General features: G+C 35.3%; 12 protein-coding genes. 4 read left to right on the top strand and 8 right to left on the bottom strand.

Translation table 11 applies throughout. The features are described from left to right. Both F6K54_RS17085 and ilvD read right to left on the bottom strand, forming a co-directional pair. Window positions 1–200 (bottom strand): RRXRR domain-containing protein (locus F6K54_RS17085; RefSeq protein ID WP_293079528.1); only part of this gene is annotated, 200 nt, incomplete at its 3' end. Window positions 201–632: 432 nt separating this feature from the next. Then, on the bottom strand, window positions 633–2,318 hold the full coding sequence (gene ilvD / locus F6K54_RS17080) for a dihydroxy-acid dehydratase (RefSeq protein WP_293079526.1): 1,686 nt from the start codon (window positions 2,316–2,318) through the stop codon (window positions 633–635). A gap of 921 nt (window positions 2,319–3,239) precedes the next feature. On the opposite strand from ilvD, the gene F6K54_RS17075 reads away from it, so the two are divergent. From F6K54_RS17075 to F6K54_RS17065, 3 genes are all read left to right on the top strand, one after another. Continuing rightward, window positions 3,240–4,079 (top strand): pentapeptide repeat-containing protein, encoded by an 840-nt coding sequence (locus F6K54_RS17075; protein ID WP_293079524.1) that lies wholly within the window; start codon window positions 3,240–3,242, stop codon window positions 4,077–4,079. A 654-nt stretch (window positions 4,080–4,733) separates the two neighbouring features. After that, window positions 4,734–5,645 carry a ribonuclease D gene (locus F6K54_RS17070; RefSeq protein ID WP_293079522.1) on the top strand — a complete coding sequence of 304 codons (912 nt, stop codon included), beginning with the start codon at window positions 4,734–4,736 and terminating at the stop codon, window positions 5,643–5,645. Between the two features lie 347 nt (window positions 5,646–5,992). After that, window positions 5,993–6,607 (top strand): CP12 domain-containing protein, encoded by a 615-nt coding sequence (locus tag F6K54_RS17065; RefSeq protein WP_293079520.1) that lies wholly within the window; start codon window positions 5,993–5,995, stop codon window positions 6,605–6,607. Between the two features lie 218 nt (window positions 6,608–6,825). On the opposite strand, the gene F6K54_RS17060 is transcribed toward F6K54_RS17065, so the two are convergent. The 5 genes from F6K54_RS17060 to F6K54_RS17040 all read right to left on the bottom strand — a co-directional run bounded on the left by F6K54_RS17060 (window position 6,826) and on the right by F6K54_RS17040 (window position 11,851). Then, on the bottom strand, window positions 6,826–7,530 hold the full coding sequence (locus F6K54_RS17060; protein WP_293079518.1) for a Uma2 family endonuclease: 705 nt from the start codon (window positions 7,528–7,530) through the stop codon (window positions 6,826–6,828). A 300-nt stretch (window positions 7,531–7,830) separates the two neighbouring features. Beyond that, a complete protein-coding gene (locus F6K54_RS17055) occupies window positions 7,831–8,532 on the bottom strand; it encodes a Uma2 family endonuclease (protein WP_293079516.1) in 702 nt (233 codons plus the stop codon). 295 nt (window positions 8,533–8,827) lie between these two features. Further along, window positions 8,828–8,977 (bottom strand): type II toxin-antitoxin system prevent-host-death family antitoxin, encoded by a 150-nt coding sequence (locus F6K54_RS17050; protein WP_293079514.1) that lies wholly within the window; start codon window positions 8,975–8,977, stop codon window positions 8,828–8,830. 1,176 nt (window positions 8,978–10,153) lie between these two features. Further along, window positions 10,154–11,662 carry a GUN4 domain-containing protein gene (locus F6K54_RS17045; RefSeq protein ID WP_293079512.1) on the bottom strand — a complete coding sequence of 503 codons (1,509 nt, stop codon included), beginning with the start codon at window positions 11,660–11,662 and terminating at the stop codon, window positions 10,154–10,156. A gap of 3 nt (window positions 11,663–11,665) precedes the next feature. Beyond that, entirely contained in the window at window positions 11,666–11,851 is a 186-nt protein-coding gene (locus tag F6K54_RS17040; RefSeq protein ID WP_293079510.1) for a hypothetical protein, read from the bottom strand. Between the two features lies 1 nt (window position 11,852). On the opposite strand from F6K54_RS17040, the gene F6K54_RS17035 reads away from it, so the two are divergent. Continuing rightward, a complete protein-coding gene (locus tag F6K54_RS17035; protein WP_293079508.1) occupies window positions 11,853–12,002 on the top strand; it encodes a hypothetical protein in 150 nt (49 codons plus the stop codon). Window positions 12,003–12,333: 331 nt separating this feature from the next. On the opposite strand, the gene F6K54_RS17030 is transcribed toward F6K54_RS17035, so the two are convergent. Further along, window positions 12,334–13,683 (bottom strand): GUN4 domain-containing protein (locus F6K54_RS17030; protein ID WP_293079506.1); only part of this gene is annotated, 1,350 nt, incomplete at its 5' end.

The raw sequence follows: 13,683 nt of genomic DNA, 5'->3' as shown, positions 1-13,683 counted from the left end.
TTAGAACCAGGGTCAATTTTAAGGAGTAAACCCTGATGTTTTTCTGCTACCAATTTATTGAGAATTATCGTGAATGGATAGCGTCTAAAAACCTTGGCTTTACCTGCTTTTAACAATGACCTGGCCATGCCAGGTTTGCAAGGCAATAATGGTTTTTTACTCGCGTCAAGCACAAATACATAATTAGTTGAGTTGGACATTTTTGCGTCCCTCCTACAAAAAGTGTAAAGTTGGCCTCGCCTGGTTATTTTGGCTTGTTAGGTTTGACACACTGGTTTTTCAAATCTCTTTACCTGTTTAATATCAAACAATAGAGGTCGGAACTGGCCGCGCATCCCGACGTATTGTGACCAAAATAACGTTTACTTATTCCTAAGTAGGCTGGACTAACCATTTAAGCGATTTGAGCGCTTTGATTAGATTTGTGGTTAGTCTATGCACTACCTTTTTAGGCTGATAGCTGACAGTTAATAACTGATAGCCAGTTAACCCAATTTTTCAGTAATTTGCTTGAGAATTAATTGACATCCTAAGCTACAAAATAAAAGAAACTGTAACTTAAGGATGTCTACAATATGCTTATTTAATTTTACTGGCAAATCTCACAAATTGATGTCAATTATACCACACTTCTAATCTAATCCAGCATCAGTTACTGCGCCAAAACTACTAGAAGATACTAACTTCGCATATTTTGCTAATACACCTCTGGTATACCGGGGTGCTGGAGGTTGCCATGCTTGACGACGTTGTTGTAGCTCCTCATCAGAAATATTTAACTGAAGCAAACGCTTGTGAGCATCAATAGTAATCATATCTCCTTCCTTGATCAGAGCGATCGCGCCACCTACTGCTGCTTCTGGAGCTACATGACCAACTACCATACCGTAAGTACCACCAGAGAACCTACCATCAGTAATCAACCCTACTTTATCTCCTAAACCAGCACCGATAATAGCCGAAGTTGGTGCCAACATTTCTCGCATTCCTGGCCCGCCTTTTGGTCCTTCGTAACGGACAACAATAATATCTCCTGCTTGAATTTTGCCTGCTAATATTGCTTCTAAGCAAGCTTCTTCTGACTCAAATACTTTTGCCGGACCTGTTATTTCTGGGTTCTTGACTCCGGTAATTTTAGCAACAGCTCCCTCAGTTGCCAGATTTCCTTTTAAAATAGCTAAGTGTCCTTGAGCATACATTGGATTATCCCAAGGGCGAATTACATCTTGATTGGAGGATGGTTCCGAAGGTACGTCTGCTAACTGTTCTCCAATAGTCTTACCTGTAATAGTTAGAGCATCTGGGTGGAGTAGGTCATGTTCGAGGAGCATTTTCATTACTAAAGGAATACCACCCGCTTGATGTAAATTTGTTGCAACGTATCTACCACTTGGTTTGAGGTCGCACAATACAGGCACTCTTGCTCGAATAGTTTCAAAATCATCAATGGATAATTCTACATTAGCAGCATGAGCAATGGCTAATAAATGTAGAACTGCATTAGTGGAACCCCCAACTGCAGTAATTACCGAAATTGCGTTTTCTATAGCCTTGCGGGTAATGATTTGACGAGGTAGAATTTGGTTGCGGATAGCCTCTACTAGAATTTTGGCAGACTCCTCGGTACTATCAGCTTTTTCTGCATCTTCGGCAGCCATTGTTGATGAATACATCAGACTCATACCCATTGCTTCAAAAGCTGAAGACATAGTATTTGCGGTGAACATTCCTCCACAAGATCCAGCACCAGGACAAGCTCTACGTTCAATTTCTTTCAGCTCTGTTTCATCAATTTTTCCAGCACTGTATTTTCCTACTGCTTCAAAAGCACTAACTACGGTTAAGTCTTCGCCATTATAGTGACCTGGTTTGATGGTACCACCATAGACAAATATTGCAGGAATATTCATTCGAGCGATCGCTATCATTGCTCCAGGCATATTTTTATCACACCCGCCAATAGCTAAAACTCCGTCCATGGCCTGGCCATTACAAACTGTTTCGATGGAGTCGGCAATAACATCCCTAGAAACGAGAGAATATTTCATTCCCTCAGTTCCCATAGAAATACCATCGCTAATGGTAATTGTGCCAAATATTTGTGGCATTGCCCCTGCTTGTTTGGCTCCTGCCATGGCCCGCATGGCCAAATCGTTGATGCCCATATTACAGGGGGTAATAGTGCTGTAAGCGTTGGCAACTCCGATAATTGGTTTAGTAAAGTCTGAATCTTCAAAACCTACAGCTCTGAGCATAGCTCGGTTAGGAGCACGTTGTACTCCTTTTGTTATTAATTGGCTTCTTACATTCTCTGGCATAGTATTTTTTTGTTGTAGTTATATTCTTGATTTTCTCAGAAGATAAGCGTGGTTTTTAAGATATTTACGATAAAGTTACCGAATAATTAATAATTAATAATTAATAATTAATAATTAAATAATTCTGGTTTAAAGCCTCCCCTTTTAAGAGCTGATTTGTAAACTGAGCTGAAACCCTTTTCTAACAGGGGTTTGCCGAAAATTATGCCCTGGGGTTTAGATAGACTCAAACCCTTACATTGTAAGGTATTTATCTTCATTAATATTTACTTTATAAATCAGCTCTAAGGGGAAAAAAGCGGTTGAGGGATGGCGAGGGAACCTCGCCATATCCAATCAACCAAGAGAAGAAATAATATTTCCTTATATTCAATTCCGTAGCAGTTTTAACCAGAGGTAATTATCAATTATCCATTATCAATTAATGAATAAACTTAGGCCCTTAATTTGGTGTATGGAAGAAGGAAGAAGGAAAAATCTGGCGTTGTCTGAGTTTTAAGCTTTTGATATGTCCTAGTTACAAAAATAATTTCTGACTTCTGACTTCTGACTTCGTTAACCCTTATGGGTTTAATACCCAACCGTTTACACGGTGCAAATGCGATTGGTGGAGGACAAATCCCCATTGACCACATTCTTCTGACTCCTGACTACTTTTTCAAGGAAATATATAAGGAAAGCAAAAAGTTTCACGGAAAAAGCCAGTTAATAAGTTAATTAGGTATATGTAGGGGTTCTGTTTACTTTATGTAAATTAGTAATGTCCTAGTGCAGGATGGTGGAAATAGCGGACCAGTTACAAAATCCTAAAACAATTACAAATCAATACTTTTAACTTTTGACTTTTAACTTTTGACTTCCGCGTAGCGACACTAGTTTAAATATAAAATATAAAATAGAAAATAGTTTGAGGCGGTGCAAATGGAGGCGGAAGAACTTCTAAAACAGTATGCAGCAGGGGAAAGAAATTTTAAAGGTATTACCCTGGTAGGAGTAGATTTAAGAGGAGCTGATTTAAGTAATGCTAACTTTACTAGGGCAAACTTCCGTAATATAAAACTTATCGATGCTAACTTATGTGGAGTTAATCTCAGAGAAGTGGATTTAGAGAATGCTTGTCTCAATGGGACTAATTTGAGTGAAGCTAATTTGATTGGAGCGAGTCTGGTGAAAACTGATTTAACTAATGCTGATTTGAGTGAGGCTAATTTACGGGGTTCTAATTCTAGGGAAGCTAATTTAAGTCAAGGGGATTTAAGAGGTGCTAACCTGACGGAAGCTAATTTCAGTCAGGCTAATTTTACGGCAGCTAATTTAACGATAGCTACAATGATTCGTGTTAATTTGATCAGGGCTATTTTAAATGGCTCAAATTTAGAGTCTGTGAATTTAACAAATGCTTTGATGAATGAGTCGAGTCTAGAAGAGGCCAATCTAACTAATGGCATTTTGAGTGGGGCAATGTTAAGTGGGGCTAATCTGAGTGAAGCTGAATTGAGCAAATCTACTACTATTGGAGCTACTTTGAGTGAAGCTAACTTGAGTGGAGCGAAACTACGAACTGCTAATGTTAGTTGGACTACTTTTCGAGGAGCTAATATGAGTGGGGCTAATTTATTTCGGGCTAATTTAAGTTGGTCAAATCTGACAGGGGCAATATTAATTAAGGCTGTGTTGATTGATGCGAAGCTCAATAAAACTAATCTACGAGATGCAGATATGAGGGGAGCAATTATGCCTGATGGTACAACTTGTCCTTAAAAGTCATGCATTCAAAAGTCATGCATTCAAAAGTCATGCATTCAAAAGTAAGATTTTATAGAGCTGCAACACTTTGATGCTACATCAATAATTAATAATTTAAAAGTCAAAAGTCATGCATTCAAAAGTAAGATTTTATAGAGCTGCAACACTTTGATGCTACATCAACAATTAATAATTAATAATTAATAATTAACAATTACCTCTTCTTTTCAAGAAGAGGATTGACTCAGTAGAATTTATACTTAATTACCAAAGTCAGCTATAAAGTCTATAAAGTCTATAAAGTCTATATTCATTTAAACTTCCTTATCAGAGCTGATAGCTGACAGCTAATATCAAATTGATAAATGTTTGCTACAAATAGTTAGGCTATTTCTTAGAAGTCAGGAGTCAGGAGTCAGGAGTCAGAAGGAATGGCCTCCATACCATATTTTAGGGTGTAAATTATCTTTTTTTGTCAAAGGAACAGCTCCTGTAAAGTATTTTTATCGCTCTTACTATTCGTAACATTCTTTTTTCACGCTTGGTATAATAGCTGTTTGCGCAGCATGACCTAGGAAATGCTTACTTTAAAGGTGCTAAACTATTTGTGATATACCTAAAGTTAATTGGTATTAATACTATAATTTTAAGATTTTTTTATTAAATTATATGTTTTATTTGACAGATAATAATGATATTACAAAATGTATTGAACAATTAGCTACTGCTAATATTCTTTGGATTGATACAGAAGTTGCTGATTATAAGACTCGTAAACCTAGATTGTCTTTGATTCAAGTATTGGCTGAACCTCAAGATTTGATTGGCGATCGCGTTTATATTTTGGATGTTTTAGATAATCTTGATTTAACTAACTTTTTTATCGATAAAATTATGGTCGAACCTAACATTGAGAAGGTATTTCATAATGCTAGGTTTGATATTAAATTTTTGGGTAAAAGTCAAGCTAAAAATATTACTTGTACCTGGGAAATAGCTAAAAAATTACCTTATTATATTTTGCCTCTTCCTAATTTAAAACTGAAGACGTTAGTTGAAAATTTAACTGATTTTAAAAATATAGATAAAGAAATACAAGGTAGTGATTGGGGACAACGCCCACTGACAGAAAAACAGTTAGAATATGCGAAAATGGACTGTGTTTATTTAGCTCAAGTACATTTAGCTTTGTTAAAGTTAATTAAGCAAAATAATTCTGAACCTACTACTGAGAATTTAGAGGAACTAAGTCAAAGATATCAAGATATTTTGCATGAATGGAAATTGTTAGATTCAGAAATTGCTCATATACTTGAGCGGATAAAATTAGCTATGCAGGCACAAAATATTTCTGAAACTTTAGCTTTTAAATTATCACCTACAGAACGAGTTACTCAAAAAGTTAATTTTGCTGAGTTGGCAGCGATCGTACAAAATCAGGAAATAGATTTAGATTTTCCGATTACTGTCACTCAAAAACTACAAAAAGATTTTGGAGCTATTATGAATAAAATTTCGGTAAATAAAGAGAAAAGTTCTAGCTGGAAATTGACTGTTAAAGATTTGTCTGATATTAAATAGTTGTCAGCTTGAGTTAAAATACACCTTTGAATTGCATTTCGGCATTGCTGATTCTGGGTATGATTTGATAATTTTGTATTTGGGATGGTTTGAACTACTTGCTAATATTAACTGTTCCCTGTTCCCTGTTCCCTGTTCCCTATAAACCTAAGCTGACTGCTGACTGCTGATTGCTTTTTAATGAGCCATATTAGTCAGAAAAATTAAAATAATTAAAAATAATTTGATTTGATAAATTTGTAGACTAAATAACTCTTTTATCCTACTCTTAAATTGATAGCAAAGCTTCTAAATATTAGTAGCTTAAATATCAATAACTAAATACATATTATTGAGGAAAAGTCAAGATGATGAAAGCTAAAGATATTATGACAACAGAGGTTGAAAAAATTCGTGGTTCGGCAACAGTAGCTGATGCTGTGAAGAAAATGAACGATCTCTGTCTGCGCGCTCTAATTGTAGAACGCCGTCACGAGCAAGATGCTTATGGTATTATCACAGAGACAGATATTGTTTATAAGGTTGCTGCTTATGGCAAAGATCCTAAACAAGTGCGAGTTTATGAAGTTATGACTAAGCCTTGCATTGTTATTAACCCTGATTTAGGTGTAGAATATGTAGCGAGATTATTTGCTAATACAGGTATACATCGAGCACCTGTAATTAAGGATACGTTACTTGGTATTATTTCAATTACAGATATTTTAAGCAAGAGTGATTTTGTGGAGAAACCAAAATCTGTATTGCTTGAAAGGAGAATAGAGGCAGCTATTGAAGAAGCAAGGAGTATTTGTGCGCAAAAAGGTGTTACTTCTAAAGAATGTGCAGCAGCTTGGGATATTGTAGAAGAGTTACAAGCTGAAGCTGCTCATCAAAAGGCAGAAAGACTGGAAAAAACTGCTTTCGATATCTATTGCGACGATAATCCAGAAGCTGCTGAAGCACGAAGTTACGATATTTAGTGGGAATAGGGAATAGGGAATAGGGAATAGGGAATAGGGAATAGGGAATAGGGAATAGGCAACAGGCAAAAGTGGGGAAAAACATTTCCCTGTCTAAGATCGATCGTCATTTCAGTTATCAGTTATGTCATGTCCGGATAATCAGCGATAAAAAAACCTTCTCCCCTATCGCACATAAATTATAAATTATTTCTGCTCTACTCCCTACTCCCTACTCCCTACTCCCTACTCCCTACTCCCTCTTTTGATAATTTCTCCACAAAATTTTGATGTTCTGCTGTAGCTAACCCCAGTTGTACAACTTCAATTACTTTGATTAATTTTCCTGTTAATAAAGCTGCTTTATCTAACCATAAACCAGGAAAAATTTCACTACAAATTATGCCCTCGGAATTAGGTTGAAGCTGAACATATTCCCCTTTTTGTAAGCTATACCAATCAATTTCTCCATCTTCAACGCGCCAAACCAAATATTCTTGAACTTGATTACGACGATAGATTTTCTTTTTTTCATGTACATCAATAGAAACAGTACTAGCAGCAATTTCTACTATTAATTCCGGCGCTCCTTCCACATAACCATCTTCACTAATAATTGACTGCCCACCATTTTCAATTCGTAGTAAAGCATCCGGTTGAGGTTCGTTATCTCCATCTAAACGAACAGTAGAATTATCTCCAAGTTGTACTCCTGGTGTTGAAGCACGATAGAGTAATAGCCATCCCATAATTGAAGCATGGGGTTCACCATGTTGGGTAATTCGTAAAGGAGATGCCATATAAACTATTCCGTCAATTAATTCTGCTTTTTTAACATTTGACTTAGTGTAACGGTTTTCAAACTCAATTCGAGTTAAGCGATCGCCATTTTCTAGAGTAGGAATTTTTGATGTTAATACTTTATTTTCTAATCCACTTGTCATAATTATTTAGCCTCAATATGTTAGAGGATGTTTTAAAAGTTGTTTAATACTGAATTTTGCCCCCCTACTGCCAATTCTGGGGGGAACAAGAATCCATTAGCTGGTAAAATTCCCCCAATTTTGGGGGATTTAGGGGGCGAGTGATTTAGCAAATTAGACTTCTCAGAGGTTGTCTGAGATTTTGTTCGTACATATATAATCTAAAATAGACATCTCTAATTATAAAAAATAAAATCAATTATCGCACATAAATTATCAATTATTTCCCCCTACTCTGTACGGACGTTGCATGCAACGTCCCTACCTACTCCCTACTCCCTCTTTTGATAATTTCTCCACAAAATTTTGATGTTCTGCTGTTGCTAACCCCAGTTGTACAACTTCAATTACTTTGATTAAATTTCCTGTTAATAAAGCTGTTTTATCTAACCATAAACCAGGAAAAACTTCACTACAAATTATGCCCTCGGAATTAGGTTGAAGCTGAACATATTCCCCTTTTTGTAAGCTATACCAATCAATTTCTCCATCTTCAACGCGCCAAACCAAATATTCTTGAACTTGATTACGACGATAGATTTTCTTTTTTTCATGCACATCAATAGAAACAGTACTAGCAGCAATTTCTACTATTAATTCTGGCGCTCCTTCCACATAACCATCTTCACTAATAATTGACTTTCCACCATTTTCAATTCGCAGTAAAGCATTGGGTTGAGGTTCATTATCTCCATCTAAACGAACAGTAGAATTATCACCAAGTTCTATACCTGGAGTTTCTGACCAATAAATACCTAACCAAGTCATAATTCTTGCATGAGGATTACCATGTTTTGTAATTCGTAAAGGAGATGCCATATAAACTATTCCGTCAATTAATTCTGCTTTTTTAATATTTGACTTAGTGTAACGATTTTCAAATTCAATTCGAGTTAAGCGATCGCCATTTTCTAGGGTAGGAATTGTTGGTTTTAATACTGTGTTTTTTAATCCACTTGTCATAACTATTTGGCCTCAATATGTTAGATTTTGTTCGTACATATATAATAGAAAATATTAATTTTTGAGGTGTGTTGAATTGTCAATAATAGACAAATTTGAGTTATTAATACTATTGTTAAATTTGGTGTAATTTGACTATCTAAATTAGAAGCGATCGCTAATTTTAATCATGCTTCTGTTTGAGCTTGGTTAATGCTTGTTTGGCTGGAAAAGTGCGTCCCTCTTGCACTGAATTTAAACCTGCCTGAATACCTTCTATTGCTTGTATGCGGTTTACTAATTCTAGTAATTTTTGCTATGACTCGGCATCCTGAACTACTACTTCAGCTTTACCATTAACTGTGAGGATGAGTGGGTTTCCGCTTTTCTTAATTCGCTGCAAGTATTGATTAGTATTACGTTTGAAGTTAGTGAGGGAGTCAATGTCTTTGGTTATGTCTAGCATTTTGTTACTTGGATAGTTTTTTAGCATCATATTGGCATTTTTTTAGGCGTTGCTGAGTGGTAATGATTTTTAGATTAAGTATCAACCCAAAATATAAGTTTTTCCTTGGTTGAATAAAAAGTCATGTGTAGGGGCGAGCAGCACCCAATAATTACATACTATCATAATTTTTTTGGGGATGCAAGGGCTAATACCTTGCCGTTTTTTTTGGAGCTTCATAGGATGACAATTTTTCTTTGGTGATGAATCATAGCGATCACACTTGCTCTGCGGTAGCTACATCACGAATTCTGCATGAGTAAATATATGGATGTGTTGATGGGGTGAAAATTTTTCGGTGTTGCCACTTCTTTATTCAAGTGCTTCACAGGATGATAACTTTCTGGTGCTTTGGTTGTGTCAGTATCCCTTCCATAAGTATTCAGTAACGAAATGCTGTTTTGATGTTGAATAAAAAGTCATGCGTAGGGGCAAGTGAAGCACAATGATTACATACTATCATAATTTTTTTATTTATTGCCAGGGGAAATACCTTGCCGTTTTTTTGGAGCTTCATAGGATGATGATTTTTCTGCACAGCAAGTGCGGTAGCTACATCACGAATTCTGCATGAGTAAATATATGGATGTGTTGATGGGGTGAAAATTTTTCGGTGTTGCCACTTCTTTATTTAAGTGCTTTACAGGATGATAACTTTCTGGTGCTTTGGTGTCTGAGTATCTTTTCTATATGTATTCAGTAACGAAATGCTGTTTTGGCGTTGAATAAAAAGTCATGCGTAGGGGCGAGTGACTCCCAATAATTATATACTATCATAATTTTTTTGAGGATGCAACGGCTAATACCTTGCCGTTTTTTTGGAGCTTCACAGGATGATGATTTTTCTTTGGTTATGAATAATAGCGATCGCACAGCAAGTGCGGTAGCTACATTTTGTTAATTTTGTTGATAACAATAAACTTTAAATCTTGTGCTGATAACTGATAACTGATAACTGATAACTGAAATGACAGGTTCGGGTAGTTTCATTATTTGAGGAGTAGAAGCAATAAATTTTTGATATGACTACTGGGGTTGTTTTGTTAACTTGATTCATAACAATAAACTTTAAATCTCTTGCTGATAACTGATAACTGATAACTGAATGAGGCAGCTGAAACGCTTATATGTTACAGTCTACAAGTCTCTGCGCGAGAGAAGAGAGAAGACATACCCACCACAGCTCCACGAACGCCCCACACACATGTGAACAGGGATGTGCCCCATGTGATGCGATGATGTCTCTCGTGTCCAATTTAGCTCATTGTAGTCCAACCATTTGTCTCCTTTTCTCCATCCTACTTGCTCTCCAAACTTTTCCCATACCTCTCGATTATACTCTCTTTTTCCACCCAAACTCTGATAAATTTTCTTCTGCACAGAAAAACCAAATTTACCATCACTATATTTTACCCAAAGCTGGTCAATTGTGCGCAGGTCTGTACAAGGAAAATTTTCTATATCTTTTATCTCTAGATATCCTTGCTCTTCTCGCCCCGCAACTTTCAACATACAACGAGCAGTTTCCATATCTGCCCCTTTCCACTCCCCATTTGCTAGAAAGTCACGGAGTTTTGTATAGTCTACATTTTTATCAGAAAGTAATTCTATTTGATCATTTTTTGAATTTTCATCTGTCTCTTTTGAACTCAAATTAGCAGCTTTATCTCCTGTAGATTTTGTTTCTTGTTTACTAGAATTTTCAGATGTTCTACCTAATTTTATATTGTCCTGCTTCTGCCAAATTCTTCTCAGAGCTTTTAAAGCTTTTCCATTAGCAGGAGAAACTGCTAAAACGCGAGTCCATAATTGTTCTGCTAATTCTAGATTATCCTCATTTTCTGCTTCTAATGCCTCTTCTCTGAGAGTAGCAATATCTCGTTCAGTTGCCTGCTTTTCCAACAAAATTAAATGATATTTAGTAGCAGGTTCAACAATAGCATAGGGAGTTTGTCGAGGCTTTTCAAACTGACGATTAATATCAGGAATTTGATAACGTAAACGATTATATAATCTTTCAACAGTGGCACAATTACCTTCACCTTGAATTCTTAAAGCTTCTAACAAAGCATAAGTAAAAGCACCCTGTTTTATCCTTTCATCCTCAATTTCATAAGACCTTTCATTAGGACTACAAGAAAAAATTGTAATTACTCCTTTCTGTTTTTCTTCACCTATACCTTTACCTTTTGAACTTTCCTGACTACGACAAGCATCCAAAAATAAAATCACATTACCTGCTCCACATCGCCTTAATCTTTCTGTCACCAAATAAAGAGGAATAGCAGTATCTTCTACTCCATCTGGATGAGGATCAGCATCAGCAGGCATTAAATAATCTCGGTCATTAAAACGTATTCCATGACCGCTATAAAAAAACCAAAAGTTATCACCTGCGGATAAAAATTTGTTGTTAAATCTTACTCGCAAAAATCTTTTGAGCGTGCCATAAGTTGGTTGAGAATTAAAAGGTTTACCTGCATCATTAATTTCAGGAGAATTATCTGTAAATAAATAAACTTTCTCAAAACCTGCCTCATTGAGAAAATAATCCCGCATTAATTCAGCATCTCTTTGAGCATATTGAAGGGTTGGCATATTATCGTAATGATTAATTCCAACACAGATAGCCCAATTTTTTGCCATACTTTAAGACTCCTTACGTTCTAATTTTAGTTTAATTGCACCCTTACTTCCTGCTTTTCGTTGTAACCAGATGGTAATAACTGCTAGATTTTTATTATTAATTCCAGTTATTTCACCTTCAACTCTGTAAAATTTACCGTATTCATTGGTTCTATCTATTATTGCTTCTGTGGTAAAAACTAATTGCAAAATGCTATTTTTTAGTTGTTGGGAATTTTCTGGAGTAAAACCAGCTTGTCAAAGAAATTTTGATTTGTCATCTTGTTCTCGATATACTAATAAATATTTAGTCAGTTTTTCATCAGGAATAATTACAGGTTCGGGTAATTTTATTATTTGAGGAGCGGAAATAATAAATTTTTGAGATGAATGCTATAGTTATTTTGTTGTTTTTTTCATATAAATAAACTTTCAATTTTTTACTAAAAATACCATTTGTCAAAAGTAATGCTACGCTTGGAAGGTGATAAAAATAACTGGAAAAATCACAGAGATTAATTAACAATAAAGTTACGTCAATAGATAGTATTTAGAAATAGAAAATCCAAGTATAGCAAAGTTTTTGAGAATTGGTATAACTTAAACAAAGAATACTTTTACTGTGCTATTTACTAATAACTGAAATTAGTTCTTAACACTTTTTTCTGTTGATAGCTGAAACGCTTATATCTTTAAAGTTTACAATTCTTTGTGCGAGAGAAAAGATTGACACAAAATTCACATACCACCTTATCCCAGGATGACTTATGACCAAAGGCGGGGAGATGTCCCCTATAAGGTGTATTGATGTTGAATGTTAATTCATTGTACTTCAACCAAGTTCCTAATTGTCTCCATCCTACTTTGTCTCCAAATTCTATCCATACCTTATCCTTATATTCTTTTGTTCCACCTACACTCTCATAAATTTCCTTCTGCACAGAAAAGCCAAATTTACCATTACTATATTTTACCCAAAGTTCGTTTATTTCTCTGAGTTCTGAACATGGAAAATTTTTAATTGATTCTACATCTAGCAAAACTCCTTTTTCTTGGTTACTAACTTTTACCATAGTACTTAAAGTTTCCTCATCGGCTTCTTTCCATTGTTCTTGTTTTAGTAGATATTCTAGAGTTAAATAGTCTACATTTTTGTCTTCTTGTGTTGTTATATTATTGTTTGTTTCTTGTTGTTTTATTTTTGTACTTTTTGTGTTTTCTTTGTTTTCTAAAATAGATAATTCACCTGACGATAACAAAGTTAATATCGCCAATATTACTGGAATAATAAATGATAAACTTTTTACAAAATCCTGAGAAGTAGGAAGTTTAGGTAACTTTGGGGATGGTGATTTTTTCCCTTGAAAATTCAATGTTTGCTCATCACCCGATTTTGAATAATTTGTCGCATTACTCAATCTGCTAATTGCATCAACTGCTTCCATATCTGAACCGGAAGCAGCGATATTAACTCGAATCCATAATTGTCTAGCTAATTCAATATTTTTCTCTACCTCAGCTCGATAAGCATCATTTTTAAGTGTAACAATATCACTCAAATTTGCATTTTTTTCCAACAAAATTAAATGATATTTAGTAGCAGGTTCAACAATAGCATAAGGAGTTTGCCGAGGCTTTATAAACTGACGATTAATATCAGGAACTTGATGACGTAAACGATTATATAATCTTTCAACAGTGGCACAATTACCTTCACCTTGAATTTTTAAAGATTCTAATAAAGCATAAGTAAAAGAACCTTGTTGTATCCTTTCATTCTCAATTTCATAAGACCTTTCATTAGGACTACAAGAAAAAATTGTAATTACTCCTTTCTGTTTTTCTTCACCTATACCTTTACCTTTTGAACTTTCCTGACTACGACAAGCATCCAAAAATAAAATCACATTACCTGCTCCACATCGCCTTAATCTTTCTGTCACCAAATAAAGAGGAATAGCAGTATCTTCTACTCCATCTGGATGAGGATCAGCATCAGCAGGCATTAAATAATCTCGGTCATTAAAACGTATTCCATGACC

The organism is Okeania sp. SIO3B5 (genome assembly GCF_010692555.1).
GTDB lineage: Bacteria > Cyanobacteriota > Cyanobacteriia > Cyanobacteriales > Microcoleaceae > Okeania.
The sequence above is the reverse complement of the archived record's forward strand: the minus strand, read 5'-3'. Positions and strand labels throughout refer to the sequence as shown.

Coding starts and splice junctions, on each gene's coding strand:
- ilvD (WP_293079526.1), bottom strand. CDS start 2,318: ATGCCAGAGAATGTAAGAAGCCAATTAATAACAAAAGGAGTACAACGT.
- F6K54_RS17075 (WP_293079524.1), top strand. CDS start 3,240: ATGGAGGCGGAAGAACTTCTAAAACAGTATGCAGCAGGGGAAAGAAAT.
- F6K54_RS17070 (WP_293079522.1), top strand. CDS start 4,734: ATGTTTTATTTGACAGATAATAATGATATTACAAAATGTATTGAACAA.
- F6K54_RS17065 (WP_293079520.1), top strand. CDS start 5,993: ATGATGAAAGCTAAAGATATTATGACAACAGAGGTTGAAAAAATTCGT.
- F6K54_RS17060 (WP_293079518.1), bottom strand. CDS start 7,530: ATGACAAGTGGATTAGAAAATAAAGTATTAACATCAAAAATTCCTACT.
- F6K54_RS17055 (WP_293079516.1), bottom strand. CDS start 8,532: ATGACAAGTGGATTAAAAAACACAGTATTAAAACCAACAATTCCTACC.
- F6K54_RS17050 (WP_293079514.1), bottom strand. CDS start 8,977: ATGCTAGACATAACCAAAGACATTGACTCCCTCACTAACTTCAAACGT.
- F6K54_RS17045 (WP_293079512.1), bottom strand. CDS start 11,662: ATGGCAAAAAATTGGGCTATCTGTGTTGGAATTAATCATTACGATAAT.
- F6K54_RS17035 (WP_293079508.1), top strand. CDS start 11,853: ATGCTATTTTTTAGTTGTTGGGAATTTTCTGGAGTAAAACCAGCTTGT.